Here is a 25,129-nt window from a genome sequence, read left to right as displayed (position 1 = left end):
GAACATTACTGGAGACAACCATGAAAGTTCGTGCTTCCGTCAAGAAGATCTGCCGTAACTGCAAGATCATTCGACGTGGTGGCGCCATTCGGGTCATTTGCACCGAGCCGCGCCACAAGCAGCGCCAGGGCTGATTGCCCGAAACGCTGATCAGGCTGGTTGCAGGCATGCCCCTTGATTGCCTCGGCGTCAGGGGGTATGCTATTGCGCCTTTTGTAGTTGATTAACCGAGCAAGCCGCTCAAAGTCGGAGAAAGCTGATGGCCCGTATTGCAGGCGTCAATATCCCGGACAACAAGCACGCGGCGATCTCGCTGACCTATATCTACGGTATCGGCCGGACGCGTGCACTGGAAATCTGTGCCGCGCTCGATATCGCACCCAACACTCGAGTCGGCGAACTCTCCGCCGAAAAGCTCGATGAGGTGCGTACCGAAGTCGGCAAGTATACCGTCGAAGGCGACCTGCGCCGTGAGATCACGCTGAATATCAAGCGTCTCATGGATCTGGGTTGCTATCGGGGTCTGCGCCATCGCCGCAGTCTTCCGTTGCGCGGTCAGCGCACGAAGACGAACGCGCGTACCCGCAAGGGACCGCGTAAACCGATTCGCAAGTAAACGCATGTCCGGCGTTTAGGATTCAGGAACATCAAACATGGCTAACCCGCGCAGTAACCGTAAAAAGGTTAAAAAGCAGGTAGTGGATGCGGTTGCCCACATCCATGCCTCTTTTAACAATACGATCGTGACGATCACAGACCGCCAGGGCAACGCCCTCTCATGGGCCACTGCCGGTGGTTCGGGTTTTCGTGGTTCTCGCAAGAGCACCCCGTTCGCTGCTCAAGTGGCAAGCGAACGTGCAGCGACTGCTGCAGCCGAGTATGGTGTGAAAAACGTCGACGTGCTGGTCAAGGGCCCGGGGCCCGGTCGTGAGTCCGCCGTGCGCGCATTGAATGCCGCCGGTTTCCGAGTGCAAAGCATCACCGACGCAACGCCCATTCCCCATAATGGGTGCCGTCCGCCGAAAAAGCGCCGCGTTTAAGGAGACGGATTCATGGCACGTTATACTGGTCCGAGTTGCAAGCTCTCTCGTCGCGAGGGCACCGATCTCTTCCTCAAGAGCGGTGTGACCCCATTCGAGAAGAAGTGCAAGTCCGAAACCCCCCCGGGTCAACATGGTCAGCGCCGTCAGCGTCTTTCCGAATACGGTACTCAGCTGCGTGAAAAGCAGAAGGTTCGTCGCTACTACGGCGTACTCGAGAAGCAGTTTCGCAACTACTACCGGGAAGCTGCCCGTCAGAAGGGCGCTACCGGTGAAGTGCTGCTGCAGCTGCTCGAAACCCGTCTGGACAACGTCGTCTATCGCATGGGCTTTGGCTCCACGCGTGCCGAGGCACGTCAGCTGGTGAGCCACAAGGCCATCGCCGTCAACGGTCGTACTGTCAATGTGCCGTCCTACAAGGTGCGGCCCGGCGACGAGATCTCCGTGCGTGACAAGGCGAAGAACCAGACTCGTATCCAGCAGGCGCTGTCGCTGGCCGGCAATCGCGGCGACGTGACCTGGATCGATGTCGACACCAGCAAGATGACGGGTACCTTCAAGGCTCTGCCCGAGCGTGGCGACCTGTCTGCCGACATCAACGAAAACCTGATTGTCGAGCTGTACTCCAAGTAACCCGCAAGCGTGACTTCGAGTATCCGTTTGGCAGCCCGATAGGTATTCATATGCAGCGTTCAGTAACAGAGTTTCTCCGGCCGCGCGATATCAAGGTCGAGGAAGTCAACGCCAATCACGCGCGAATCGTGCTTGAGCCGTTCGAGCGCGGTTTCGGTCATACGCTGGGCAATGCGCTGCGTCGCATCCTGCTGTCGTCGATGCCCGGTTGCGCCGTGACGGAAGCCGAGATCGAAGGTGTTCTTCACGAGTACAGCGCGATCGAGGGCGTGCAGGAAGACGTCATCGAGATCCTGCTCAATCTCAAGGGTGTGGCAGCACGCATGCACGGCCGTGATGACGTGGTGCTGACGCTGAGCAAGCAGGGGCCGGGCGTGATGACGGCCGGTGACATTGCCGTCGATCACGACGTCGAGATCGTCAATCCCGAGCATGTCATCGCCCATCTCAACGATGGCAGTGAGCTCAAGATGCAGCTGCGGCTGATGCGTGGTCGGGGCTACGAGCCGGCCGACGTTCGCGCCCAGCAGGATGACGAGACCCGGGCAATCGGTCGGCTTCAGCTCGATGCCTCTTACAGCCCGGTGCGCCGTGTCTCCTATGCCGTCGAGGCGGCGCGTGTCGAACAGCGTACCGACCTCGACAAGCTGGTGATCGATCTGGAAACCGATGGCACGCTGGATCCCGAAGAGGCGATCCGTCGCAGTGCCACCATTCTCCAGGAGCAGCTTGCCGCCTTTGTCGATCTCGAAGCCGACAAGGAGCAGGAGGTCGAGGAAGAGGAGGATCAGATCGATCCGATTCTGCTTCGGCCCGTCGACGATCTCGAGCTGACCGTACGCAGCGCCAATTGTCTGAAGGCCGAAAACATCTACTATATCGGTGATCTGATTCAGCGCACCGAAGTGGAACTGCTGAAGACGCCCAACCTTGGCAAGAAGTCCCTGAACGAGATCAAGGACGTGCTCGAGGCTCGCGGGCTGTCGCTCGGCATGCGGCTGGAGAACTGGCCGCCGGCGAGTCTGAAGGACGACAAGGCTTCCGCCTGAACGGGTGACTCGAGTCCAGGATCTGTAAGGAATCACAACCATGCGTCATCGTAAAAGCGGTCGTCATCTGAGTCGTACCAGTTCGCACCGCCACGCCATGTTCCGCAACATGTGCGTGTCGCTGGTCGAGCACGAAATGATCAAGACCACTCTGCCCAAGGCCAAGGAGCTGCGGCGCTACATCGAGCCGCTGATCACCCTGTCCAAGAACGACAGTGTGGCCAATCGCCGGCTGGCCTTCAGTCGGACGCGCAACGACGCTACCGTGGGCAAGCTCTTCAACGAGCTGGGTCCGCGTTACAGCGAGCGCCCGGGCGGCTATGTCCGCGTACTGAAGTGCGGCTTCCGTGCCGGTGACAATGCGCCCATGGCCTATGTCGAGCTGGTCGATCGTCCGGTTCTGGAAGAGGCCAGCGGCGACGACTAAGCCGCCGCTCCACTTCCTGACGCCGGATACGACAGGTGACAGGTAATGAAAGAGGCCGACCCTTCGGGGTCGGCCTCTTGTCGTTGGTGATCCCGCCGCTCAGTAGCCGCGTTCGAACAGGGGCCTGAGAAAGCGGCCGGTGTGGGAGTGCTCGAATTCCGCTACCTGTTCGGGGGTGCCCTCGGCGATGATGCGCCCGCCGCCAGCGCCGCCCTCCGGCCCCAGATCGATCAGCCAGTCCGCGGTCTTGATGACGTCGAGGTTGTGTTCGATGACCACGATGGTGTTGCCGTGATCACGCAGCCGGTGGAGAACCGACAGCAGCTGATTGATGTCCTCGAAGTGCAGCCCGGTCGTCGGTTCATCGAGAATGTAGAGCGTGCGTCCGGTATCACGCTTGGCCAGTTCGCGCGCAAGCTTGACGCGCTGCGCCTCGCCACCGGAGAGGGTGGTCGCGCTCTGGCCGAGGCGAACGTAGGAGAGCCCCACGTCCATCAGGGTCTGCAGACGGCGGGCAATGGCCGGTATCGGTGAGAAGAAGTCGAGCGCTTCCTCGACGGTCATCTCCAGCACCTCGTGAATGTTGTGCCCCTTGTAGTTCACCTCGAGGGTTTCACGGTTGTAGCGCTTGCCGCCACAGACATCGCAGGGTACGTAGATGTCCGGCAGAAAGTGCATCTCGACCTTGATCAGGCCTTCGCCCTGGCAGGCTTCACAGCGTCCGCCCTTGACGTTGAAGGAGAACCGTCCCGGCTTGTAGCCCCGCGCGCGGGCCTCTTCGGTACCGGCGAAGAGCTCGCGGATCGGAGTGAAGATGCCGGTGTAGGTGGCCGGGTTCGAGCGTGGCGTACGGCCGATCGGGCTCTGATCGATATCGATGATCTTGTCGAGATGATTGAGCCCCCGGATCTCCCTGTAGGGCGCCGGCGTCAGACTGGTGGCGTTGTTGAGCTCGCGGGCAGCCACCGGCATCAGCGTCGAGTTGATCAGGGTGGACTTGCCGGAGCCGGACACGCCGGTCACACAGACGAACAGCCCCAGCGGCAGGGTCAGATCGACATCGGCGAGATTGTGACCACTGGCTCCGCTCAGGTGGACCTGGCGCTCCTCGCTGACCGGCGTGCGCTCGGCAGGGATCTCGATCCGCCTGTTGCCGGCCAGATAGCGACCGGTCAGGGAGTCCTCGTTGCGTTCGATCTCGTCCGGAGTGCCCTGGGCGACGATATGCCCGCCGTGAACGCCGGCGCCGGGGCCGATATCGAGCACGTGATCGGCCGAGCGAATGGCTTCCTCGTCGTGCTCGACCACGATCACCGTGTTACCGAGGTCGCGCAGCCGGGTAAGGGTCTGCAGCAGCCGGTCGTTGTCCCGCTGGTGCAGCCCGATCGAGGGTTCATCGAGGATGTACATGACGCCCACCAGACCGGCGCCGATCTGGCTGGCCAGGCGGATGCGCTGCGCCTCGCCGCCGGAGAGGGTGTCGGCACTGCGCTCCAGCGTCAGATAGTCCAGGCCGACATTGACCAGAAACTCCAGCCGGCTGCTGATTTCGTGAAGGATGCGGTTGGCGATCTCGCCCTTGCGGCCGGGGATCTCCAGCCGGTTGAAGAACTCCCTGGCATCGCCGATCGGCATGCCGGCCACCTCCGGCAGCGAGGTGCCGGTCACGAAGACATGGCGCGACTCGCGCCGCAGGCGGCTGCCGTGACAGGTAGGGCAGGCGCGCACCGAAAGCAGTCGCGCCAGATCGTCACGCACCGTATTGGAATCCGTTTCGCGGTAGCGCCGTTCCATGTTGGGCAGCACCCCCTCGAAGGGATGCTCGCGGGTGACCTTGCGGCCGCGATCATTGACGTAGCTGAAGGCGATCGATTCGCGGCCGCTGCCGTGCAGCACCACGTCCCGGGCGCGCTGTGGCAGCTGTTGCCAGGGCGTTTCCAGTTCGAATCTGAAGTGGGCCGCGACGGCTTCGAGCTGATTGAAATAGTAGATGCTGCGACGGTCCCAGCCCTTGATCACGCCCTCGGCGAGGGAGAGCTCCTGCTGACGGATCAGCTTGTCCGGATCGAAATACTGCAGCACCCCCAGGCCGTCGCAGCTGGGGCAGGCGCCGGCGGGGTTGTTGAATGAGAACATGCGCGGCTCGAGCTCGGAGATCGAGTAGCCGCAGACCGGGCAGGAGAAGCGTGAGGAGAATACCAGCTCGTCCCGGTCGCCATCCATGAAATGCAGGATGGCGGCGCCGTCAGCGAGGTTCAGCGCGGTCTCGAAGGATTCGGCCAGGCGCTGCTGCAGGTCATCGCGGATACGCAGGCGATCGACCACCACACTGATGTCGTGCTTGCGATTCTTGTCCAGCGTCGGCAGCTCGTCGAATTCGAAGGTGGTGCCATCAATGTGGACGCGCACGAACCCCTGGGCGCGCAGCTCGGTGAGCAGCTGCTGATGCTCGCCCTTGCGCCCCCTGATGACCGGTGCCAGCAGCATGACCCGGGTGCCCTCTTCCAGCGCCAGGGTCTGGTCCACCATCTGCGATACCGTCTGGGCCTCGAGATCGGTTTCGTGATCGGGGCAGCGCGGCGTCCCGGCGCGCGCGAACAGCAGGCGCAGATAGTCGTGAATCTCGGTAATGGTGCCGACGGTCGAGCGCGGGTTGTGCGAGGTCGACTTCTGCTCGATGGAGATGGCCGGCGAGAGCCCCTCGATGTGGTCCATGTCGGGCTTTTCCATCATCGACAGGAACTGACGTGCATAGGTCGACAGCGATTCCACATAACGCCGCTGGCCTTCGGCATACAGCGTGTCGAAAGCCAGCGAGGACTTGCCGGAGCCCGACAGGCCGGTGACCACGATCAGCCTGTCACGAGGGAGTTCAACGTCGATGTTCTTCAGATTGTGGGTACGCGCCCCGCGCACCGAAATGCGATCCATACCTACCTCGTCACCAGGCTCAATAGCATACTATAGGCGGTGGCCGGAGCCCGCCGCAAAGACAACCGCCTTTCCCGGCGTGGTGCCGGGTCGGTAGAATAGTCCAGTGGCGCGAGTGATGCCGAAAGCGCTTTTTACATCGCTCCGAGCGACCCGCCGCGGCGTGGCCACTCATCGCCGATCAAGACAGTGAATATCCATACAGTATATAGTACCTGATCCTGTCAAGGCGGCTTGCCCTGACAGACAGCTCATACAGGCGTCCTGCGCCGCACGACAGAGGAGAGAAACATGGCCCGAGGGGTGAACAAGGTCATTCTGATCGGCAACCTGGGACAGGATCCGGAAGTCCGTTATCTGCCCTCCGGTAACCCGGTGTGCAACTTGCGTCTGGCCACCACCGACAGCTGGACGGATCGGCAGAGCGGCCAGCGCCAGGAGCGCACCGAATGGCACAGTGTCGTGATGTTCAACAAGCTGGCCGAGATTGCCCAGCAGTATGTCAAGAAGGGCTCGCGCATCTATGTCGAGGGCCGTCTGCAGACGCGCAAGTGGCAGGGCCAGGACGGTCAGGATCGCTATACCACCGAGATCGTCGCCAATGACATGCAGATGCTCGACACCCGCGGGGGTGATGGCGGCAACTTCTCCGGCGGGGGCGGCTATGGTGGCCAGCAGGGTGGCAACTACGGTGGCGGCCAGCAGGGCAGTGGCCAGCAGGGCAGCTATGGTGGTGGTCAGCAGAACGACGGTGGCCAGCGCGGCGGTCAGGGTGGTTCCGGCCAGGGGCAGGGAGCCCCCAATCCGGGCAGCTTTGATGATTTCGATGACGAAATACCGTTCTAGCATCGATCCTGCTGCCATGCGCTAAGCATGCCCCGAAACCCCGTCCGGCGGGGTTTTTCGTGCCGGCGGCGGCCGGCCATCTGAACCGGGCCCACCTGCCGGGGCGGGCATGATCTGCGGTGGTGTGGCAGCAGCAAGGGGCGGCTACCCCGGGCGCCAGCCGGTTGCGAAGGTGGCCGGGTGCCCGTTTCCCGCGGCAGGTTCGGTCGCGTGATGGCAGGGCGCAACGGATGCCCCGCGGGCTGATTTTCTGTAGAGTGGGCGCCCGGTGCGATGCGCACTCATCCTGTCCGCCATCATGCTGCCACACGTTTCGACAGCCCCACTCCGAAGCACTCAGATCGAATGACATGAAGCTACTTCTTCTCGATGCCGAGCACTGCCTGGGACATGCGCTGGGTGGACTCTGTCAGTCACGCGGCGATATCGAACTGACTGCCCTGCAGGACGCCTCGGTGAGTGTGGACACCCTCGCGCACGAGCGTCCCGACATGGTACTGATTCCGCCGCTGGGCCGGCCTGCAGACGTTGATCCCGGGCTGGTGCTGAGTCATGCCGCTGCCGTGGAGACGGTGCTCGAGAGCTGTCTGGCGACCGGGGTCCCGCTGCTCTGGTGCGTCAGCGATCAGATCTTCGAGCAGGGCAGCGCCCGACCGATCGAAGAGAGCGCCATTCCGGCGCCGTATGACGAGGCACTGCGGCGCATGGTGGCGATCGGGGACATGATCCGGGCACGGCTGCCGGAGCATTTCATCCTGCGGATCGGTCCCCTGTTCGGGCTGACCGGGCGCGATGCCTGGCTGGCGGAAGTACTGACGGCGCTGGAGCGGGGCGAGACGCTGCGTGCTGCCGAGGATGGCATCATCTGTCCTGCTTCGGTGGATGCGCTGGCCATGGCCCTGATCGGCATGCTGCTGCAGCAGCAGCATGGTGCCCGAGCCTGGGGGGCGTATCATTTCGCCGGCGTTGAGCCGGTCAGCCCCTTTACCTTTCTGTCGGTAGTCCGCCATCAGCTCGAGACCCGCCTGCACGGCCTGTCGGTGGCCATCGAGCCCGGCCAGGTGCTCCCCCTGCATCACCATCACGATGAGCCGCTCAGGCGCATCCTCAACTGCCGCCGGGCGCTGGAGACCTTCGGTATCCATCAGAAGCCCTGGCGGGTGGAAATCGATCGCATGCTCGAACTCTGGTGCACCGAACATCACGGGGGCGGGGAGGCCCGGTCATGAAGCTGTTGCGTAGTCTGCTGTTCTATACCGGGTATCTGCTGGCCATCGTGGTGTCGGCATTCACGCTGGTGCCGGTAGCGGCCTGTCTGCCGCTTCGGCATCGCTTTCGGGTGCTCAATCAGTACAACCGGTTCATCATCTTCTGGTTCGGTCTCTGCTGTGGCGTGCGCTACCGTATCGAGGGGCTCGAGCATCTTCCCGAGCGTCCCTGCGTGGTGCTCTCCAATCATCAGAGCGAGTGGGAAACCCTTTATCTGCAGCTGATCAAGCCGCCGATGTGCACCGTCTTCAAGAAGGAGCTGCTCAAAATTCCCGTGTTCGGCTGGTCACTGCGACTGATCTGGCCGATTCCGCTGGATCGGACCAACCCTTCCCAGGCGGTGCGCCAGGTGCTGACGGAGGGCGCCGAGCGGCTGAAGGCCGGCATGTCGGTACTGATCTTTCCCGAAGGTACCCGGGTGCCGCCCGGCCACCGTCGCTCCTTCAAGAAGAGCGGCATCCACGTGGCCTGTCGGGTGGGGGCACCGATCGTGCCGGTGGCCCACAACGCCGGCGAGCGCTGGCCCGGAAAGCGGCTGGCAAAATCGCCGGGGCAGCTGACAATGGTCATCGGCCCGGTCATCGAAACCGAGGGACGACGACCCAACGAGGTGCTGGCGGAGGTGGAACGCTTCGTCGAGGGAGAGCTGACGCGAATCTCGGAAGTGCCGCGTCCGGCGCAGCCGGATGAATCGCAGGCCGGCACGCTCGGCTGATCCGCGAATCGAAGGCGCCGGGCACTGTGCCCGGCGCGACAATGGCTTCAGTCGATCAGGCGGCTGAAGACCAGGCAGGCATTGGTGCCACCGAAGCCGAAGCTGTTGGAGAGCGCCCGGTTGAGGGTGACGTCGTCGCGCCGCTGGCGCACGATATCGAAGCCCTCGGCAGCGGGATCGAGCTCGTCGAGGTTGGCCGAGGCGGAGATGAAGCCGTGCTGCATCATCAGCAGCGTGTAGATGGCTTCCTGGGCGCCGGTGGCCCCCAGCGAGTGCCCGGTCAGCGACTTGGTCGAGGAGAGCGGTGGTACGCTGTCCCCGAAGACCTCGCGCAGACCGCGAAGCTCGCTGATGTCGCCCACCGAGGTCGAGGTGCCGTGGGTGTTGATATAGTCGATCGGCGCCTGCACGCTGGCGAGCGCCTGACGCATGCAGCGCGCCCCGCCCTCGCCGGAAGGTGCGACCATGTCATGGCCGTCCGAGTTGGCGCCGTAGCCGATCAGTTCGGCGTAGATCTTCGCCCCCCGGGCGCGGGCATGCTCGAGCTCCTCGATTACCAGCATGGCGCCGCCACCCGCGATCACGAAGCCGTCGCGATGGGTGTCATAGGGGCGTGAGGCGCGCTCGGGGTCATCGTTGAAACCGGTCGAGAGGGCGCCCATGGCATCGAACAGGCTGGACATGGTCCAGTGCTCCTCCTCGCCGCCACCGGCAAAGACGATGTCCTGCTTGCCGAGCTGGATCTGCTCCATGGCCGCGCCGATGCAGTGCGCCGAAGTGGCACAGGCCGAGGAGATCGAATAGTTGACCCCCTTGATGGCAAACGGCGTGGCCAGACAGGCCGATACCGTGCTGCCCATGGTCCGGGTGACCCGATAGGGTCCGACCCGGCGTAGCCCCTTCTCGCGCAGGATATCGGCAGCCTCGACCTGGTTGGCCGAGGAGGCGCCCCCGGAACCGGCGATCAGCCCGGTACGAGGACTGGAGATCTCGTTCGGTTCGAGGCCGGCATCCTCGATGGCCTGCTGCATGGAGACATGGGCGTAGGCGGCGGCGTCGCCCATGAAGCGACGCTGCTTGCGATCCACCAGCGCATCGAGATCGATGTCCACCGTGCCGGCCACGTGGCTGCGCATGCCGCGTTCGACATAGTCTTCACGAAAGCGGATCCCGGAGCGCCCCTCCCTGAGAGACGTCAGGACCTGATGCTGGTCATTGCCCAGGCAGGAGACGATGCCCAGGCCGGTGACTACCACTCGTCGCATGGGAGCCTCCCGATCAGAAGTTCGCTGTGGAAGTGAACAGGCCGACACGCAGATCGTTGGCCTGATAGATCTCCCGGTCATCCACGGACAGGGTGCCATCGGCAATCCCCAGGATGAGCCGGCGGGTGATCACACGTTTCATGTGGATGTGATAGGTCACCTTGCGGGCATCGGGCAGGATCTGACCGAAAAACTTGACCTCGCCACAGCCCAGCGCTCGTCCCTTGCCGGGATTGCCGAGCCAGCCCAGGTGAAAGCCGACCAGCTGCCACATGGCATCCAGCCCCAGACAGCCCGGCATGACCGGGTCTCCCGGGAAGTGGCACTTAAAAAACCAGAGATCCGGATGAATGTCCAGTTCAGCGATCAACTCGCCCTTGCCGTATCGACCACCCTCTTCATGGATATGTGTGATGCGATCGAGCATCAGCATGTTCGGTGCCGGCAGCTGGGCATTGCCGGGGCCGAAAAGTTCGCCACGGCTGCACTGCAGCAGCTGCTCATGGGTAAAGGAGTGTTGCTTCGTCACTGATTCTTTCCGGAAATCATTGGAATTGGGCCTGTGTCGGGCGCGCTCCAGTGTACTGGCAGGCATGACCGAATGCACGCCACGGGTACCAACAGGGGAGGCATTGTGTCACATCCGGCAGGTGCCTGACGATGGATTGTGCCTCCGGGTCAGCCCGCATTCAGCCATTGTCGGCGGGGGCGAAGGCCTCGAGTGCCCGCTGGCGGGCTGCCCGGTGATCGACGATGGGAGCGGGATAGCCGGTATCCCGGCGCTGCTGACTGTTCGGCTCGTGGCGGGCGCGTGGCGCCAGTTCGGCCAGTTCGGGCAGGTAGCGGGCAATGAATGCGCCGTCGGGGTCGAAGCGTTGCGCCTGGGTGGTGGGATTGAAGATGCGAAAATAGGGCGCGGCATCGGTGCCGGTCGAGGCCGCCCACTGCCAGCCGCCATTGTTGGAACCCAGCTCGCCATCGACCAGATGCTGCAGGAAGAACTGCTCGCCACGGTGCCAGTGGATCAGCAGGTGCTTGGTCAGGAACATTGCGGTGACCATGCGCAGCCGGTTGTGCATCCAGCCACGGGTGACCAGCTGCTTCATGGCGGCATCCACCAGCGGATAGCCGGTGCGGCCCTCGCACCAGGCAGCAAAGTCCTCTTCGCTGTCCCGCCAGGCCAGCTGGCGGGTCTCGAGCTTGAAGGGCTCGCCGCGGCTCAGGCGCGGATAGCCCACCAGAAGATGCTGATAGAATTCACGCCATACCAGTTCACTGATCCACCCGGTCAGGTTGCGATCGCCATCCCCCAGATGGCCATGATTGCGGGCCGCGGCAGCATTGAGGCACTGCCGCGGTGAGATCATGCCCAGGGCAATGTAGGGGGAGAGTTCGCTGGTGGCGGTCTCTTCCGGAAAGTCCCGCTGGTCCTGATAGTGCCGCACCCGGCGATCAAGGAAGCGAGCCAGCCGGTCGGCTGCGGCCTCCTCGCCGGCCGGCCAGAGCTCATGGAACGCCTGTCCGGCCTGCTCCCCTGCCGGTAGTGGCGGAAGCGGATCGGTGGCGATGCCGGCCATGGGCGCCTGACGCGACGGGGCATCGTGCTGTGCCAGCTGATCGGCGCCGACCTGCTTGAGCCAGGCCTTCAGAAAGGGGGTGAAGACCGAGTAGTAGTCCCCGCTGCCGGTCTTCAGGGTGCCCGGGGTAAAGATCACCTGATCGGTATAGCGATGCACGGCAATGTCGGCTTCCGACAGGGTGGCATGTACCCGGCGATCGCGGTTCTGCTCGTTGAGCCCGTATTCGTCGTTGAAGTGCAGCGCCTCGCACGCCAGGTCACGGGTCAGCTCGAGCAGGGCGTCGGGCGTGCGTTCGAAGGTGTCGATATCCAGGATCTTCAGCGGAATGCGCAGTGCCGTGAGTTCCTCGGAGAGTGCTGCAATGCCGCGCTGCCAGAAATCGAGCTTGTTGGCGCCATGGCCGTGTTCACGCCACTGTTGCAGCGTTCGCACGACCACACCGATGACCGGCCCCCGTTCGGCGGCATGAGAGAGGGCCGTATGATCGATGGTGCGAAGGTCGGTGCGAAACCAGACCAGTTGACGTGAAGCCAAGGGATGCTCCGTGCGGGTGGGGTTGCCGGCCGGGCGCGTCCCTGCGCCCTGGCCGGCCGGCGGCCTTCAGTCGGCCGTCGGGTGGTTGATCAGGGTGCGCAGCTGGGTCACCGCCTGGGCCGGATCATCGTCCAGTGCCAGCAGGCCATGGGTGCTGCAGTCCTGCTCGCTGTCGCGGGCAAAGGGCCCACAGATGCACAGCGGCGCATCGAGCTGGGCGCGCAGATCGCACAGGGCGCTGCGCGTCTCGCCGGTGCGATCGGTCGTGCCGCCGGCCAGCAGCACCGCCTGGGCATTGATGCGCCGGGCCGTCATGGGCAGCTGCTCCAGCGGTATCGGGGCATCGAAGAAGGTGATGTTGAAGCCGCCGGTACTGGCCGTGAAGGCCAGCAGCAGCAGCCAGAGCAGGCTGGGATCATCGGGCAGCCGGCTCATCAACAGCCGCGGCTCATTGTGCTCGAGATTGCCGTGGTAGAGCCGCAGGCCCAGCCGGGTACGCAGGAAGGACTCGAAGAAGTGCCGCTGGGCGCAGCCATCGGGTGCGTTGTGCCAGCGGGTTTCCAGCTGCTCGACCACCGGCCGCCACAGCTGCGAGATGGCCGTATTGACCGGATAAAGCCCCATGCTGCGGGTGAACAGGGTGTCCAGACGGGATACATCGAAGGTTTCGACCGCCACCACGGCTTCCTGGCACTGACTCTGCCAGTCGGCTTCCACATGGCCGACGCTCTCCCTGGGCGGCGGGGCCGTGCTGCTGGCACTGCGATCCAGCAGTTCGCTGACCTGGCTGACCGGCACGCCGCGATTGAGCCACTGCAGGATGCGCTCGACCCGCTCGATATCCTCACGGGCATAGAGCCGGTGCCCCTTGGGAGTACGACGGGGCTGAATCAGACCGTAGCGTCGCTCCCAGGCACGCAGGGTGACGGAGTTGACGCCGGTCAGCCGTGAGACCTCGCGAATCGGGTACAGGGGACCACCAGCGCTTTCGCTCAGGTTCTCTGTCATGGCGTGACCAGACCTCCTTCGCTTCTGTACAGCCCCTGTAGAGAAGGAAATTTCTGTATCAGAACGAAAATCAATGTGACATTTGGCTTGAGGGTATCATCCGTGCTTCACAAGCCGTAAGTGAATGCCAACCGTACCGGGCATCCCGTGTATCCACTTATCAGGGATTATTGTACATGGGAGCGGTTTTGTACAAGTGCCGGGTCGGCATCGCGTGCTTCCACGATATGAATGACGGCTTCAATGAAGGCCGGATGCTGTCCCACCGGATCGAGCAGATCGAGGGTGACCGACGGGTGGGCCTCGCGCAGGGCGTCCAGCTGGGCCGGCACATCCTCGCGCAGATGGCGGCCGGCAGCAAAGAACAGTGGCAGGATGTCGATGTGCTGGTGCCCCTCCCGGATCAGGGAGGCCACGACATCCTCCAGCAGGGGGTCACAGAGCTCCATGTTGGCCAGCCGCACCGGCATGCTCATGCGGGCACGTACCCGCTCCTCCATGGTCTGAAAGGGGGCCTGCCAGCGCGGATCGGTGGAGCCGTGGGCAAGTAGTATCAGGGCTTTGTTCACGTATACTCTCCCGGGCCGGAACATGACCCTGGCAGCATGGCAATTGAAAGGGCGCCGGGCGAGCAGTAGCCCGTACTCCGACAACAGGGGGCGCCTGGCCCGATCCTGTACATCGAAGAGTTCGTGACAGCGACCGCTTCTGCTCCAGGCAGTCGATGATAACGGTTACGGTCCCCGGCGTCATGGGCGATGGCCCGCGACGCGCGGCCGAGGGGGGCAATGTCCGGCGACCAGGCCCTGTACAGCCCTTGCCTGGCGCGGCGTGATCATGAACTCATGCCACGAGTCGGCAATTCAGTGCCGCTGGCCGGGCAGGCCCGCTGCCGAGACGGTTGATGCCGAGACGGTCGATGCCGGTGGTCCGGGCAGGGCGCCTCATTCGATAGGACACGCCTGCTCGAACTTCTCGGCTCCCGGTCCGGGCAGTGCGCCCTGAAGTGCTGAGGGAGCCGGTGGGCGGTTTCTGGGATCGGTCAGCAGCCGGGCTTCGAAGGTCGCCAGATCGATCGCCTTTTGCGAGGCGTTCATGATCAGCCGACGCTTGTTGAGCCGCTTGCTGATCCGGTAGCGGCAGGCCAGCAGCAGGACCTGCTGGGCGCGCGGCGCGTCGGCGGCAGCGCCGGCGATGCGGCGAAGCATGTTGCGGGCCTGGGCATGGCGTTCCGGGATCTCTGGAGCGCCGAGATCGCGCATCAGCTTGCCGACATGCAGTGCGGTGGCGATCAGCGGATTCCTGACCGACGTACACATCCGGCCGCAGTCGATTACCCGCATGGGGAGCGACCTGTCCTCGGGTACCATGATGTGCCCCGCATTGAGATCGAGATGGCAGATGCGGTGGCTGTACAGCTCGCCCAGCAGGTCTTCGAGTCGTGCGGCGAGCTGCTGCCGGTCATCGTCCCGATCGGTTGCCCGCCAGACTTCACCGAGCGGCTGCCAGCCACTGAGATATTCATGAATCAGGATCTGGCGGTCCGGCAGTCCGTGGCGCACGTGCTCACCCAGCGCCAGGGTTCTGACGCCACTGGAGGTATGGCTGTCGAGAAACAGGTTGTGGCGGGTTTCGGCCGTACCATGATCGTAGCGCAGCAGCACATTGCTTCTGCCCAGCAGGGCGCCCAGCCGCGTTCTCAGTGACGTCATGGTGACCTCCTTGGCAAAACAGGGCATCGGCTCGAGATCGAGTCGAAAGGCCCTGCGGCCCTTGTGGTCCCTGAGCATGACCAGCCGTGCCGGGCTGGTGCCCTGCTGCTGGCTATCCATCAGGCGCGCCGCCGCTTCGGCTTCGCTGCCGTGGAGCCACCACTGCCAGCCGGAATCGGAAAAGACGAAGGGGCCCGAAAAGAGGGTCTTCAGAAATCGGGGCCGGAATGAGTGCCGGCCGGTCAGAGTGTCATGATCGATCATCGTTGGGCTGCTCGCGGAAGTGGCGTCTCTGCTCGGCCGGAAAGCGGCTCTCGAGGGACCTTGTTAGCCGGGTAATGATTTGCCGGCTATTATAGCCTTTAATGTTTTCTTAAGCGATGCCGGCTGCCGAGTCATATCGGCGCGGTGGCGGGAGGCTGTAGTACCGCTGTACCGGCGTCGGAGCGGTGAGAGCGAGGGGACGTGGGCCCGGTCGGGGGCAAAATTGCGATGGCCGTACCGGCATTCGCTGCCACGCGCATGACTGCCTAGACTCGGGGCAAGGCACTACGCCTCTCTGCGAAGAGCGTTTATTCCGGCATTCCTGCTACGGAGGGCACAGCATGCGCATTCTGATTACCGGGGCAACCGGGTTCGTCGGCCAGGCCCTGTGTCGGCATCTGCATGAGCAGTCCCACGAACTGCTGGTGATCAGCCGTCACCCCCGCGAGGCTGCGGGCACCATCGGCGTGCCGGTCACGGCGCATGACAGTGCCCTGGCGTTCGAGCACGACACCATCGATGCCATGATCAATCTGGCGGGCGAGCCGATTTTCGACAAGCGCTGGAGCGAGGAGCAGAAACAGCGGCTGATCGACTCCCGGGTCGAAACCACCCGTGCGCTCGATGAGCTCTGCCAGCGCCTGGCCACACCACCGAAGGTGCTGATCTCGGCTTCCGCCATGGGGTATTACGGCGACCAGGGGGAGCGTGAGGTCACGGAGGAGACCGAGCCGCACGATGAGTTCGCCCACCGGCTCTGCCGAACCTGGGAGGATGAGGCGCGCCGGCTGGAAGCGCACGGCGTGCGGGTCGCCATTGCCCGAATCGGACTGGTACTGGATCGCGATGGCGGCATGCTCAAGCCGATGCTGCCGATGTTCCGGTTCGGTTTCGGCGGCAAGGTCGGCGATGGCACCCAGTACATGCCGTGGATTCACCGAGAGGACCTGGTGCGGGCGATCGATTTCCTGCTCACCCGCGAGGATCTTGCCGGTGCCTTCAATGCCGGCGCGCCCCAGCCGGTGACCAACGAGACCTTTACCCGTACCCTGGCAGACCGGCTCGACCGGCCGGCCCTGTTTACTGTACCGGCCGGCGTGATCGAGCTGGCGCTGGGGGAGATGTCCCGGCTGCTGCTGACCGGGGCGCGCATGGTGCCGGCCCGGCTGGAAGCGGCCGGGTTTACCTTCCGCTATCCGGAGCTGGACCAGGCGCTGGCAGCGATCGTCCAGCGCCGCCGTTGAAGGAGAGCGGGCTCAGCGGCGCGGTTCGACGGTCACGATGACGCGTACCGCATCGAGCTGCAGCCGCGTCCCGGCAATGGCTGCGGCCAGGTTGCCCCGCTCCGCCACCAGCGCGTCGAGTTCGGCCGCGGGAACATCGGGGTTGCGCCGGGACAGCGTACGCAGGCGTTCGAGTTCGCTGTCGAGGCTGTGGCGCATGTCGCCTTCGGCAGCCTCGAGAATCGGCGTCAGACGGGCCCCGGCAATGCCTTCGGCCTGATCGAGCAGCTGACGCAGCAGCTCGTGACGCTCACGAATCAGATCCCGGGCCGCCGCCTTCTTGATGTTGCGCAGGCTCTTTGCCAGGCCGCCGAAGGACACCTTGTCGGAGAGCTCCTGACCGGACTCGTCCAGCAGGACCCGGACCGTGGTGGGCGGCAGAAAGCGCGCCGGATGCAGATGGTGGGCTTCACTGGTACGGGTGCGGAAGATGGCTTCGATCATGATCCGGCCGGCCGGAATGGCGGAGTGCTCGAGCAGCGCCAGCGCCGCGTTGCCGAGTGAGCCTTCGGTGGCGCGGAACAGCATCTCGCGGACCAGCGGATGCTCCCAGGAGAGCCGCTGGACATCGTCCCGGGCGAGCGCCTGCTCGCGTGAGCGGGTGGCGCTGAACCCCTCCTCGCCGCGAATCAGGCCCGGCATGCCTTCCAGCATGTGCGGTCCGGGGTGAAGATAGCGCAGTCCGCCATCGAGCTCCCGCGATTCGATGCCGAAGACCTCGAGCGCCTGGTCGAGCCAGCGATCGAGGCGTTCGTCCTCGTCGAGCTCGCGCACCGCCTCGATCATCCGCTCGGCGTGTTGCTCGTCATTGGCACCATGGGCGAGCAGGCGATCACGGCCGGCCTCGCGTTCGCGCGCCGTGCGCTCGAGCAGCTCCCGGCTCTCTGCGATGAGTGCCGTCAGCGCATCGCGATCGAGCAGCGCATCGAACAGGGTATCGCCGTGCTGTTCGAACACATGGCTGCCCAGGCCATGGGGGCGGGTGAAGGCATCCAGTGCATCGCGATACCACATCAGCAGGGCCTCGCCGGGGGAGCCGGCCAGGGTGGGCACGTGGATATCGATCGGGTGATGCTGGCCGATGCGATCCAGCCGGCCGATGCGCTGTTCGAGCTGATCGGGGTGCGGCGGCAGATCGAACAGGATGAGGTGGTGGCAGAACTGGAAGTTGCGCCCTTCCGAGCCGATCTCGGAGCAGATCAGCAGCGGACTGCCATCCTCGCGATCGGCGTCGGCAAAGGCGGCTGCGGCACGATCGCGCTCGATGATGCTCATCTGCTCGTGGAAGACCGGCACGTGCAGGCCGCTGAGTACCTGCAGTCCGGCGGCCAGTTCCAGCGCGGTATCGGCGTGGTGACACAGCACCAGCGCCTTTTCGCCGGGATGCTGCTTGAGCCAGCTGCGCAGCCAGTCAAGGCGCGGATCGAAGCGCCACCAGGCCTCGCCGCTCTCGTCGTGACGCAGGGCCTCGAACGTCAGCTCGGGATAGAGCAGGACATCGGGATGGTCGAGCCCGGTATCGAGCAGCAGTTCATCGAGATGGTCCTCGTCGCGCTCGACACGGCGCAGGGTGCGGCGATAGGCCTGGGGCAGCTCGAGCGTCGCGACATGCAGCCGGCGCTCGGGAAAGCCGCCGACATGCTGGCGGCTGTTGCGGAACATCACCCGACCGACGCCATAGCGGTCGAGCAGGATCCGGCGCAGCTGGCGTTGCAGTTCGGGGTGTTCGTCCTGCGATGCGTCAGCGAAGCGTTCCAGCAGCTCATGCAGCTCGCTGTCGTCGCCGGCTGCCTGCTCGATGGTGGCGCGCGCCTCGCGCTCGGGCAGGCGGGCGACGGCTTCCACGGCCTCGGCGATGGCAGCATGACCGTGCTGCTCCTCCCGGAAGGTGTCAAGATCGTGATAGCGCTGCGGGTCGAGCAGGCGCAGCTGGGCAAAGTGGCTCAGGGCGCCGGACTGTTCGGGTGTGGCCGTCAGCAGCAGCACACCGGTAATGGCCGCGGCCAGTTCGGCGACACATTCGTAGCCGGTGTCACCACCGCTCTCGGGTGACCACTGCAGGTGCTGGGCCTCATCGACGATCAGCAGTTCCCAGTCGGCGGCGCCGGCCTGCTGGCGGCGCTGCTCGTCGGCAAACAGCCACTGCTGACTGGCGAGCACGATCTGGCCGCTTTCGAACGGGTTGCTGTCGCTGTCCAGTTCGCGGCTCTGCGCCTCGTCGAGCAGGGTGACCTCGAGTGAAAAGCGGCGCAGCAGCTCCACCAGCCACTGGTGGGTCAGGCTTTCGGGGACCAGCACCAGGGCGCGACGGACACGGCCGGTCAGCAGCAGCCGGTGCAGGATCAGGCCGGCCTCGATGGTCTTGCCCAGCCCGACCTCGTCGGCCAGCAGCACGCGGGGCAGCCGTCGATGGCTGACTTCATCGGCGATATACAGCTGGTGACCGATGAGATCGACCCGCGGCCCGGAGAGCCCGAAGGCCGGATGACGCTCGATGCGCTGCAGGTGCTGGAGACTGCGGTAGCGCAGGTTGAAGGCATCATTGCGCTCGAGCTGGCCGGTCAGCAGCCGGTCGCGGGCCTGATGGAACTGCATCCGGTCGCTGATGCGTGATTCCGGCAGCTGACGTGCTTCCCCCTGCCGGGTCTCGCCGTGGTAGATCAGCATGCCGCGCTGCTCTTCGACATGGGAGACGGTGAGGGTCTCGCCGTCATCGGTCTCGATGCGGTCACCACTGCCGAAGACCACCCGGGTAAGGGGCGCCTGGCGAACGCTGTAGGTACGGGTCTGCTCGCCACCGGCGAACAGCACAGTGACGCTGCGCGGGTCACTGTTGAGCACGGTACCCAGCCCGAGGTCGGCCTCGCCATCACTGATGAAGCGCTGACCGGGGATGAAATCGCTCATGATGCCTCGAATGCATGTCGGAAGGAGATGCCCGGCACGGGCAGGTTTCGGGCGCGGTATCTTAACGAAAAGCGGCTGTCGGCTTAAGGGGCACGTGTCACCGCGGCTACGGGGTGAGGGGATGGCGTCTTTGGTATCGCCTCAAGGCGCTCGCGCCATCGGCGCCAGAGTGCGGGCGCCACGGCACCGGCATGTGACTCGAGCAGTCGGCCCCGGCGATCGAACAGCAGCAGTACCGGCAGGCCGGGCGCCCGGCTCAGGGTCAGCCAGTGCTGGGATGGATCCTGCAGCAGGATCATATCGGCGTTCGTACCGTCGCCAGCGTAACGCAGTCCCAGCACCAGCGGCTCCCCCTCATTGATGGCGACACTCCGTGCCGCAATGGTAGACGATTGCAGGGATAGCTGTGAGAGTGTGTACACGCAGCGAGGACAATCGCTGCGCCACAGCAGCACCAGGGTGGGGAGACGTCCGGCGTCGGCAACGAGATCGACCTTGCTGCCTGCCGTTGAAGTCAGTGCCATCCGCGGCAGCCGGGTGATTGCCGGTGGTGATGCCAGCGGCTGCCAGAGCTGCAGTCCCAGCCATGTCAGCTGGGCCACCCAGATCAGGCACAGCGCCCGGCGACGGGCGCTGCCACGCAGCCAGCAGAGTGTCCAGAGGCAGGCCAGTACCAGCCCGCCGGCCGTGCTGAAACCGGGTTGCGCCGGATCAAGGACCCGCAGTGCCGTGTGCTGCCAGGCTGCGGGATCGGCAGCCACGGCCCCGGCGCGGGCACCGATACACCAGCTGATCACCACGCCTGCCAGCCAGCACTCGCGATAGCGCGGGCGTCCGGGCAGCAGCCGGAAGGTGGCGGCGGTCAGGATCAGGCCAACGAGCAGCAGGTAGAGCTGCGAATGGGCAATCAGCCAGGGGCCGAGTGTGATGGCTGTCATGGAAAGGGCCGAGGGCTGCGAAACAAGCTTATGCTGATGGAGCGGATGCTGTCCGAAAAACACAGGATGCACAAGCCCGGGGATTCACTGCGAATGCTCGCCATTGCCTCACAGATGGCGGGATTCATCATCATCGTCGCCCTGCAGACCCTGCTTCCGCTGTCGCAGGCACGACCGCTGCAGGCAGCCGTGCTGATCGTCATGCTGACCATCGCGGTGAGCGTGGCCCTGATGCGGCGCTATCGCCGCAACCGTCGCTGGCGTGACCGGATGCGCCATGCTCCTTCAGGCAGAGCCACCAAGGAAACCGATGACTGAATCCGAAGAGGGTGTCACTCCCGGCCAGCCGGCGACGCCGCTGCTCAACTCGCGACCGACGGCCTCGCTGCTGGAGGAGTGGGTGAGTCAGCACGACCGGCCCGAGCATGGCGGGGTGCGCCTGCTGACCGAAGGGCGCGATTCGCTCGACAAGCGCCGGCGACTGACCCGGCTGGCCACCCGCCGCGTCGAGATGATTTCCTATCTCGTCGAGGAGGGCAATACCTCCCGGGCCCTGCTCGAGGATCTGCTCTGTGCCGCCGAACGCAACGTTCAGGTGCGCCTGCTGGTGGATGACCTGAGTGCCATTCAGCTGCAGACGCTGCTGGGGGCCCTGGATACCCACCCCAATGTGGAAGTGCGGGTCTTCAATCCGGTGCATTTCTGGCGCGGTGCGGTCTGGAGCCAGCGGCTGGCGATGGTGCTGACCGGCTGGCGCTCGCACCGGCGCATGCACAACAAGCAGTGGCTGGTGGATCGCCGGGTCGGCATTGCCGGCGGCCGCAACATGGGAGATGACTACTTCAGTGCCGACAGCGAGTACAACTTCGCCGATCTCGATCTGCTGATGGTGGGTGGGCCGGTGATCGACGAGATGGGCCGCTGCTTCGATACCTACTGGTCGAGTCGTTCGGTTGAGCGCCTCGCGACATTGAGCGCAGCCACGCATGACTGGCAGTGGTGTCGCGAGCAGCTCGCTCAGCGTGACGATCTCGATGGTGAGCCGCTCGAGAGCAGCGATCGGTTCGAGGGGCTCGGGCGGATGGCGTCGGAGACGCTGATTCCGGCACCGGCCCGGCTGCTCTGGGATCATCCGGCCAAGATCGAGTGTGCCTGGTGGCAGCGACCGTCGCTGGAGTACTGCCTGACCCCACAGCTGGCCGATGTGCTCGACCAGGTGCAGGATGAGCTCTATCTGGTCTCGGCCTATTTCATTCCCAGCGAGCGGGATTACATCGATCTGGAGGCAATGATCCGGCGCGGGGTGGCACTGACGGCGCTGACCAACTCGCTGGAAGGCAACGATACGCCCATCGTGCAGGGTGGATACGCCTTCTGGCGCAACCGCCTGCTGCGGCTGGGGGCGCGGCTGCACGAGCTGCGCTTCGATACCCGCAGGCCCGGCAAGCATCAGCGCCGCAAGCGGCTGGCGAGCCGCTTCGGGGCACTCTCCTCGAGCCTGCACGGCAAGGCCATGGCCTTCGATCGGGATCGGGTCTTCATCGGTTCCTACAACATGGATCCCCGTTCGATGTGGTGGAATACCGAAATGGGGCTGCTGGTGGAGAGTGAACAGCTCAACGAGCAGCTGCGCCGTACCATCGAGCGTTCACTTGCTCCCGAGCGCAGCTTCCGGGTCGTCATGACGGAGCAGCAGCTGAGCTGGCACTGGCGTGATCGTGGTGCCGATCAGTCGACCCCGCGGGAGCCCGGCTCCTGGCGACACCGGCTACAGGCCTGGCTTGGTGCGCTGCCCGGTATCAGTCGCCTGCTGTGACGTGCACCGTGAGCGGGCAAGCGGTCGGCGGCAGTGCTACATTGGAGAGCGAGGTCGCAGGACCTGCAAGCATTCATTCAGGGAGTAGCAAAGATGAAGAAGACCAGCGCGCTATTGATCACCCTGCTGCTGTCGGGGGTTGCCATGAGTGGCTGCAACACGATGGAAGGTGCCGGTGAGGATATTTCCCAGGGTGGCGAGCAGATCGAGGATGCCGCTGACTGACCGTCGGCCCCCGCCCGCTGGCGGGGGCCCGGTACGGACAGCCTTACATGGCATGCTTGATGCCCCGGTTGACCAGTAGCCAGTTGGCGGGATAAGAGGTCGCGAAGCCGACCAGCATGGCAATCTGCATCATGAACCAGAACCGGGGCGTAAAGGCGTCCAGCATGCCGCCCATCCAGCCGAACGCGGCGATCAGCATCCAGAGATACATGCCGAGCTGAAAGGCCACCAGCGAGCCGGTGTCCGCCTTGATCGCATCACGCAGCGCCTCGCCGGGTCCGCTGTCGCTCATGGCGCGAATCGGCAGGTACTGGAACAGCACGCCAAAGGCGTAGGCGGCAATGAAGGCCAGCACGAAGTGGCCGGCGATTTCGGAGCCGAACAGGGCAAATCCGGTGGCGCTGGCCAGCGGTGCCGCAACCACATCGCCGAGCGTGCAGCCGCCCCCGCAGTGCGTCGCCGATACGAAGACTCCCTGCCATTTCGGCTTGCCCCCGCCGTGGTGATGCTGACCGTGGTGGGCCTGCTGCTCGTTTGCAGGCGGCGCCCGCCCCATCGCCACATAGGCCCACCAGCCGATCACCGGCATGTAGAGTCCGGTAATCGGCCAGGTGACGTTCATGACCGCCATGTGCTGGGGACGTTTGCGAATGTCGATGGCGATGATCAGGCAGGTCGCTACCCCCAGCAGCAGAAAGATCCAGGACCAGAAAACCAGCATTGCGGATAACTCCCCATCGGCAGTTTCAATGATTGACTGTCAGGGGTTTAGACGTGTCATGCGCCGCTGGCAAACCGCCGGGCGGCCTGCAGGTTGCCGGCTGCACCGGCGGTAACGGTGGTCAGCGGGTGTCGTCGGCTGCCTCCTCGGCAGTGCAGGCAACCCCGTCACGATCGGTCCAGCTATCGGGCGGGCCGATGTGGTGGCAGGTCTTCAGCAGCCCGGCACTGGCGCGCCGCAGATAAGGTTTGGCGCCCTTTTCGTGGGCGGTCTCGGGTGTCTTGCGCAGGTCGGCGATCAGTGCTTCGAGCGTCTCGTAGTCATCCAGCCACTCCAGCGCTTCGCCGGCGGCCTCCTCGATGGTGGCCCCGGCTCCGATGATCGCGGATTCGCTGGCAACGATGTAACCCCGGGATTCGATGGTCATGGTGCGCTCCAGTGGACAGGAGAGTGAACGGACGATGAGGGTGTCTTCGACACGATAGTGTAGTCGCCCGCGGTCCTATGAAAGGCCGCCCCCCGGGATGACCGGGTCTTCCGGGAGAGCCACGGACAGTGTGATCGACTCTCGTGCACGGCGAAAGGCTGATCCGGCACGCGGTCACCGGAGCGCTGATGCCAGGGTTGCAGAAGGCGGGGCAGGACCCATGAAAAAACCGCCACCCCGGCGAGCCGTGAGTGGCGGTTTCTGCTGTATCCTGGTCGGAGTGATAGGATTTGAACCTACGACCCCTGCCTCCCGAAGGCAGTGCTCTACCAAGCTGAGCTACACTCCGATGTCGCTTTCGTCGTTCGGGACGACGTCGAGCTGACGGTGCGTCATTGTACACGGCGTACTGCTGAATGCAAGGCTCAGGCGCAACGATCAACCGCCTGACGGGCCAGCAATTCCAGACTGTCGCGATAGGGCGAGGGCGGCAGTACGTCCAGTTCGTTCAGCGCCAGCTCGACCATCGCTTCGGCCCGCTGGCGGGTGTAGTCGAGCGCGCCGCAGCCATGCACGATTTCCAGCACCTCCTGCAGCCGGCCCAAACCGCCCTGGTCGATTGCCTCGCGAATCAGCGCCGCCTGCTCGGGCGTGCCGGCTGCCATGGCATGGATCAGCGGCAGCGTGGGCTTGCCTTCGGCCAGATCGTCACCGACGTTCTTGCCCATGGTATCGGCATCTCCCTGGTAGTCGAGCAGGTCATCGATCAGCTGAAAGGCCAGCCCCAGGTAGCGCCCATAACGCTGCAGGGCACCCTCCTGTTCGGCCGTGGCGTCCGCTACCACGGCCCCGGTGTGGGAGGCGGCTTCGAACAGCATGGCGGTCTTGCCCTGGATGGTCTCGAAATAGTCCTCTTCACTGATATCGGCATTGCCGATATTGGTCAGTTGCAGCACTTCCCCCTCGGCAATGGTGGAGGTGGCGCTGGAGAGAATGGTCATGATCCGCATCGAGCCGACATCGACCATCATCTGGAACGAGCGCGAATAGAGGAAGTCGCCGACCAGCACCGAAGGTGCATTGCCCCAGGTGTCATTGGCGGTGGCACGGCCGCGGCGCAGCTTCGACTCGTCGACGACGTCATCGTGCAGCAGCGTCGAGGTATGCATGAATTCGATCAGGGCGGCCAGCAGGATATGGCGATCACCCGTATAGTTCAGGGCGCGTGCCGCCAGCAGGGTCAGCAGCGGCCGGACACGCTTGCCGCCGCTGTCCACGATATAGGCGCCGATCGTCTGAACCAGCGGTACGCGTGAGGCGAGGCGATCGCGGATGGTGCGATCGACGGCAGCAAAGTCTTCGGTGACCGGGGCATGAGTAGGGGGCGCAGTGGTGGACATGACTGGACTGGTCACGGGAACCTCGGGCTGATCCCGCGGGGTGAGGACACCGGTGCGGGATGGGTGATGCAGGCATCGTTCCAGCGACACGGTCGATACGACGACGCTCGGGCCCTGACTGGCTGCCCGGAACGCGCAC

Annotated in this window: 25 protein-coding genes and 1 tRNA gene; 13 read left to right on the top strand and 13 right to left on the bottom strand. The window is 64.4% G+C overall.

The genetic code is table 11. The features are described from left to right. The first annotated feature begins 20 nt into the window (after nt 1–20). The 6 genes from rpmJ to rplQ all read left to right on the top strand — a co-directional run bounded on the left by rpmJ (nt 21) and on the right by rplQ (nt 3,149). Nucleotides 21–134 carry a 50S ribosomal protein L36 gene (gene rpmJ / locus C7446_RS15140; RefSeq protein ID WP_121173959.1) on the top strand — a complete coding sequence of 38 codons (114 nt, stop codon included), beginning with the start codon at nt 21–23 and terminating at the stop codon, nt 132–134. A 125-nt stretch (nt 135–259) separates the two neighbouring features. Continuing rightward, complete coding sequence (gene rpsM, locus C7446_RS15135; protein ID WP_121173958.1) at nt 260–616, top strand: 30S ribosomal protein S13; 357 nt, start codon at nt 260–262, stop codon at nt 614–616. A 37-nt stretch (nt 617–653) separates the two neighbouring features. Then, nucleotides 654–1,040 carry a 30S ribosomal protein S11 gene (rpsK, locus tag C7446_RS15130; protein ID WP_009723883.1) on the top strand — a complete coding sequence of 129 codons (387 nt, stop codon included), beginning with the start codon at nt 654–656 and terminating at the stop codon, nt 1,038–1,040. Nucleotides 1,041–1,052: 12 nt separating this feature from the next. After that, the gene (gene rpsD / locus C7446_RS15125; RefSeq protein ID WP_121173957.1) at nt 1,053–1,673 is read left to right on the top strand and encodes a 30S ribosomal protein S4; all 621 of its coding nucleotides are present in this window, start codon (nt 1,053–1,055) and stop codon (nt 1,671–1,673) included. Nucleotides 1,674–1,723: 50 nt separating this feature from the next. After that, nucleotides 1,724–2,722, top strand: a complete 999-nt coding sequence (locus C7446_RS15120; protein WP_121173956.1) for a DNA-directed RNA polymerase subunit alpha — start codon at nt 1,724–1,726, stop codon at nt 2,720–2,722. Nucleotides 2,723–2,762: 40 nt separating this feature from the next. Next, nucleotides 2,763–3,149, top strand: a complete 387-nt coding sequence (rplQ, locus tag C7446_RS15115) for a 50S ribosomal protein L17 (RefSeq protein ID WP_121173955.1) — start codon at nt 2,763–2,765, stop codon at nt 3,147–3,149. A 99-nt stretch (nt 3,150–3,248) separates the two neighbouring features. On the opposite strand, the gene uvrA is transcribed toward rplQ, so the two are convergent. Next, nucleotides 3,249–6,080 (bottom strand): excinuclease ABC subunit UvrA, encoded by a 2,832-nt coding sequence (gene uvrA / locus C7446_RS15110; protein WP_121173954.1) that lies wholly within the window; start codon nt 6,078–6,080, stop codon nt 3,249–3,251. Nucleotides 6,081–6,371: 291 nt separating this feature from the next. Between uvrA and ssb the strand changes: the two genes are divergently transcribed. The 3 genes from ssb to C7446_RS15095 all read left to right on the top strand — a co-directional run bounded on the left by ssb (nt 6,372) and on the right by C7446_RS15095 (nt 8,910). Beyond that, nucleotides 6,372–6,926, top strand: coding sequence for a single-stranded DNA-binding protein (ssb, locus tag C7446_RS15105; RefSeq protein ID WP_121173953.1), 555 nt, complete (start codon nt 6,372–6,374; stop codon nt 6,924–6,926). 350 nt (nt 6,927–7,276) lie between these two features. Then, nucleotides 7,277–8,155, top strand: coding sequence for a sugar nucleotide-binding protein (locus C7446_RS15100; protein WP_121173952.1), 879 nt, complete (start codon nt 7,277–7,279; stop codon nt 8,153–8,155). After that, nucleotides 8,152–8,910, top strand: a complete 759-nt coding sequence (locus C7446_RS15095) for a lysophospholipid acyltransferase family protein (protein ID WP_121173951.1) — start codon at nt 8,152–8,154, stop codon at nt 8,908–8,910. The genes C7446_RS15100 and C7446_RS15095 overlap by 4 nt, the downstream gene beginning before the upstream one ends. Nucleotides 8,911–8,957: 47 nt before the next feature. Here the strand turns inward: C7446_RS15095 and fabB are convergent, their stop codons facing one another. The 6 genes from fabB to C7446_RS15065 all read right to left on the bottom strand — a co-directional run bounded on the left by fabB (nt 8,958) and on the right by C7446_RS15065 (nt 15,273). Then, the gene (gene fabB, locus C7446_RS15090; protein WP_121173950.1) at nt 8,958–10,175 is read right to left on the bottom strand and encodes a beta-ketoacyl-ACP synthase I; all 1,218 of its coding nucleotides are present in this window, start codon (nt 10,173–10,175) and stop codon (nt 8,958–8,960) included. 13 nt (nt 10,176–10,188) lie between these two features. Further along, nucleotides 10,189–10,704, bottom strand: a complete 516-nt coding sequence (gene fabA / locus C7446_RS15085) for a 3-hydroxyacyl-[acyl-carrier-protein] dehydratase FabA (RefSeq protein WP_121173949.1) — start codon at nt 10,702–10,704, stop codon at nt 10,189–10,191. Between the two features lie 160 nt (nt 10,705–10,864). Beyond that, nucleotides 10,865–12,289 (bottom strand): deoxyribodipyrimidine photo-lyase, encoded by a 1,425-nt coding sequence (gene phrB, locus C7446_RS15080; RefSeq protein ID WP_121173948.1) that lies wholly within the window; start codon nt 12,287–12,289, stop codon nt 10,865–10,867. 66 nt (nt 12,290–12,355) lie between these two features. Next, nucleotides 12,356–13,297 carry a MerR family transcriptional regulator gene (locus C7446_RS15075; protein WP_121173947.1) on the bottom strand — a complete coding sequence of 314 codons (942 nt, stop codon included), beginning with the start codon at nt 13,295–13,297 and terminating at the stop codon, nt 12,356–12,358. A 167-nt stretch (nt 13,298–13,464) separates the two neighbouring features. Beyond that, nucleotides 13,465–13,866 carry a sirohydrochlorin chelatase gene (locus C7446_RS15070; RefSeq protein WP_121173946.1) on the bottom strand — a complete coding sequence of 134 codons (402 nt, stop codon included), beginning with the start codon at nt 13,864–13,866 and terminating at the stop codon, nt 13,465–13,467. A 375-nt stretch (nt 13,867–14,241) separates the two neighbouring features. After that, nucleotides 14,242–15,273 (bottom strand): protein kinase family protein, encoded by a 1,032-nt coding sequence (locus tag C7446_RS15065; RefSeq protein ID WP_121173945.1) that lies wholly within the window; start codon nt 15,271–15,273, stop codon nt 14,242–14,244. Between the two features lie 341 nt (nt 15,274–15,614). On the opposite strand from C7446_RS15065, the gene C7446_RS15060 reads away from it, so the two are divergent. Next, the gene (locus C7446_RS15060; protein WP_121173944.1) at nt 15,615–16,517 is read left to right on the top strand and encodes a TIGR01777 family oxidoreductase; all 903 of its coding nucleotides are present in this window, start codon (nt 15,615–15,617) and stop codon (nt 16,515–16,517) included. Between the two features lie 12 nt (nt 16,518–16,529). Here the strand turns inward: C7446_RS15060 and rapA are convergent, their stop codons facing one another. Both rapA and C7446_RS15050 read right to left on the bottom strand, forming a co-directional pair. Continuing rightward, entirely contained in the window at nt 16,530–19,463 is a 2,934-nt protein-coding gene (gene rapA / locus C7446_RS15055) for an RNA polymerase-associated protein RapA (protein WP_121173943.1), read from the bottom strand. Nucleotides 19,464–19,546: 83 nt separating this feature from the next. Further along, nucleotides 19,547–20,401: a TlpA family protein disulfide reductase gene (locus C7446_RS15050; RefSeq protein WP_121173942.1), complete on the bottom strand. Its 855-nt coding sequence runs from the start codon at nt 20,399–20,401 to the stop codon at nt 19,547–19,549. Between the two features lie 93 nt (nt 20,402–20,494). Here C7446_RS15050 and C7446_RS15045 point away from each other — a divergent pair, with 93 nt between their 5' ends. The 3 genes from C7446_RS15045 to C7446_RS15035 all read left to right on the top strand — a co-directional run bounded on the left by C7446_RS15045 (nt 20,495) and on the right by C7446_RS15035 (nt 22,442). After that, nucleotides 20,495–20,719: a hypothetical protein gene (locus tag C7446_RS15045; RefSeq protein WP_245977871.1), complete on the top strand. Its 225-nt coding sequence runs from the start codon at nt 20,495–20,497 to the stop codon at nt 20,717–20,719. Continuing rightward, the gene (locus C7446_RS15040; RefSeq protein ID WP_170150108.1) at nt 20,712–22,217 is read left to right on the top strand and encodes a phospholipase D family protein; all 1,506 of its coding nucleotides are present in this window, start codon (nt 20,712–20,714) and stop codon (nt 22,215–22,217) included. The genes C7446_RS15045 and C7446_RS15040 overlap by 8 nt, the downstream gene beginning before the upstream one ends. 93 nt (nt 22,218–22,310) lie before the next feature. After that, nucleotides 22,311–22,442, top strand: coding sequence for an entericidin A/B family lipoprotein (locus C7446_RS15035; protein WP_121173940.1), 132 nt, complete (start codon nt 22,311–22,313; stop codon nt 22,440–22,442). 43 nt (nt 22,443–22,485) lie between these two features. Here C7446_RS15035 and C7446_RS15030 read toward each other — a convergent pair whose 3' ends face one another. The 4 genes from C7446_RS15030 to ispB all read right to left on the bottom strand — a co-directional run bounded on the left by C7446_RS15030 (nt 22,486) and on the right by ispB (nt 24,990). After that, entirely contained in the window at nt 22,486–23,163 is a 678-nt protein-coding gene (locus C7446_RS15030; protein WP_121173939.1) for a DUF4396 domain-containing protein, read from the bottom strand. Between the two features lie 121 nt (nt 23,164–23,284). Then, a complete protein-coding gene (locus tag C7446_RS15025) occupies nt 23,285–23,590 on the bottom strand; it encodes a hypothetical protein (RefSeq protein ID WP_121173938.1) in 306 nt (101 codons plus the stop codon). A 272-nt stretch (nt 23,591–23,862) separates the two neighbouring features. Beyond that, a tRNA-Pro gene (locus C7446_RS15020) sits at nt 23,863–23,939 on the bottom strand. A 76-nt stretch (nt 23,940–24,015) separates the two neighbouring features. Then, nucleotides 24,016–24,990, bottom strand: a complete 975-nt coding sequence (ispB, locus tag C7446_RS15015; protein WP_121173937.1) for an octaprenyl diphosphate synthase — start codon at nt 24,988–24,990, stop codon at nt 24,016–24,018. Nucleotides 24,991–25,129 lie beyond the last annotated feature (139 nt).

The organism is Kushneria sinocarnis (assembly GCF_003633775.1).
In the GTDB taxonomy this organism is placed as follows: Bacteria; Pseudomonadota; Gammaproteobacteria; order Pseudomonadales; family Halomonadaceae; genus Kushneria; species Kushneria sinocarnis.
Note: the sequence above shows the minus strand (reverse complement) of the source record. Positions and strands in the feature narration are given on the sequence as shown.

Bases quoted from the DNA above. Each gene is read 5' to 3' on its own strand.
- rpmJ (WP_121173959.1), top strand. From the start codon at position 21: ATGAAAGTTCGTGCTTCCGTCAAGAAGATCTGCCGTAACTGCAAGATC.
- rpsM (WP_121173958.1), top strand. From the start codon at position 260: ATGGCCCGTATTGCAGGCGTCAATATCCCGGACAACAAGCACGCGGCG.
- rpsK (WP_009723883.1), top strand. From the start codon at position 654: ATGGCTAACCCGCGCAGTAACCGTAAAAAGGTTAAAAAGCAGGTAGTG.
- rpsD (WP_121173957.1), top strand. From the start codon at position 1,053: ATGGCACGTTATACTGGTCCGAGTTGCAAGCTCTCTCGTCGCGAGGGC.
- C7446_RS15120 (WP_121173956.1), top strand. From the start codon at position 1,724: ATGCAGCGTTCAGTAACAGAGTTTCTCCGGCCGCGCGATATCAAGGTC.
- rplQ (WP_121173955.1), top strand. From the start codon at position 2,763: ATGCGTCATCGTAAAAGCGGTCGTCATCTGAGTCGTACCAGTTCGCAC.
- uvrA (WP_121173954.1), bottom strand. From the start codon at position 6,080: ATGGATCGCATTTCGGTGCGCGGGGCGCGTACCCACAATCTGAAGAAC.
- ssb (WP_121173953.1), top strand. From the start codon at position 6,372: ATGGCCCGAGGGGTGAACAAGGTCATTCTGATCGGCAACCTGGGACAG.
- C7446_RS15100 (WP_121173952.1), top strand. From the start codon at position 7,277: ATGAAGCTACTTCTTCTCGATGCCGAGCACTGCCTGGGACATGCGCTG.
- C7446_RS15095 (WP_121173951.1), top strand. From the start codon at position 8,152: ATGAAGCTGTTGCGTAGTCTGCTGTTCTATACCGGGTATCTGCTGGCC.
- fabB (WP_121173950.1), bottom strand. From the start codon at position 10,175: ATGCGACGAGTGGTAGTCACCGGCCTGGGCATCGTCTCCTGCCTGGGC.
- C7446_RS15075 (WP_121173947.1), bottom strand. From the start codon at position 13,297: ATGACAGAGAACCTGAGCGAAAGCGCTGGTGGTCCCCTGTACCCGATT.
- C7446_RS15065 (WP_121173945.1), bottom strand. From the start codon at position 15,273: ATGATCGATCATGACACTCTGACCGGCCGGCACTCATTCCGGCCCCGA.
- C7446_RS15060 (WP_121173944.1), top strand. From the start codon at position 15,615: ATGCGCATTCTGATTACCGGGGCAACCGGGTTCGTCGGCCAGGCCCTG.
- rapA (WP_121173943.1), bottom strand. From the start codon at position 19,463: ATGAGCGATTTCATCCCCGGTCAGCGCTTCATCAGTGATGGCGAGGCC.
- C7446_RS15050 (WP_121173942.1), bottom strand. From the start codon at position 20,401: ATGACAGCCATCACACTCGGCCCCTGGCTGATTGCCCATTCGCAGCTC.
- C7446_RS15045 (WP_245977871.1), top strand. From the start codon at position 20,495: ATGCTCGCCATTGCCTCACAGATGGCGGGATTCATCATCATCGTCGCC.
- C7446_RS15040 (WP_170150108.1), top strand. From the start codon at position 20,712: ATGACTGAATCCGAAGAGGGTGTCACTCCCGGCCAGCCGGCGACGCCG.
- C7446_RS15035 (WP_121173940.1), top strand. From the start codon at position 22,311: ATGAAGAAGACCAGCGCGCTATTGATCACCCTGCTGCTGTCGGGGGTT.
- C7446_RS15030 (WP_121173939.1), bottom strand. From the start codon at position 23,163: ATGCTGGTTTTCTGGTCCTGGATCTTTCTGCTGCTGGGGGTAGCGACC.
- C7446_RS15025 (WP_121173938.1), bottom strand. From the start codon at position 23,590: ATGACCATCGAATCCCGGGGTTACATCGTTGCCAGCGAATCCGCGATC.
- ispB (WP_121173937.1), bottom strand. From the start codon at position 24,990: ATGTCCACCACTGCGCCCCCTACTCATGCCCCGGTCACCGAAGACTTT.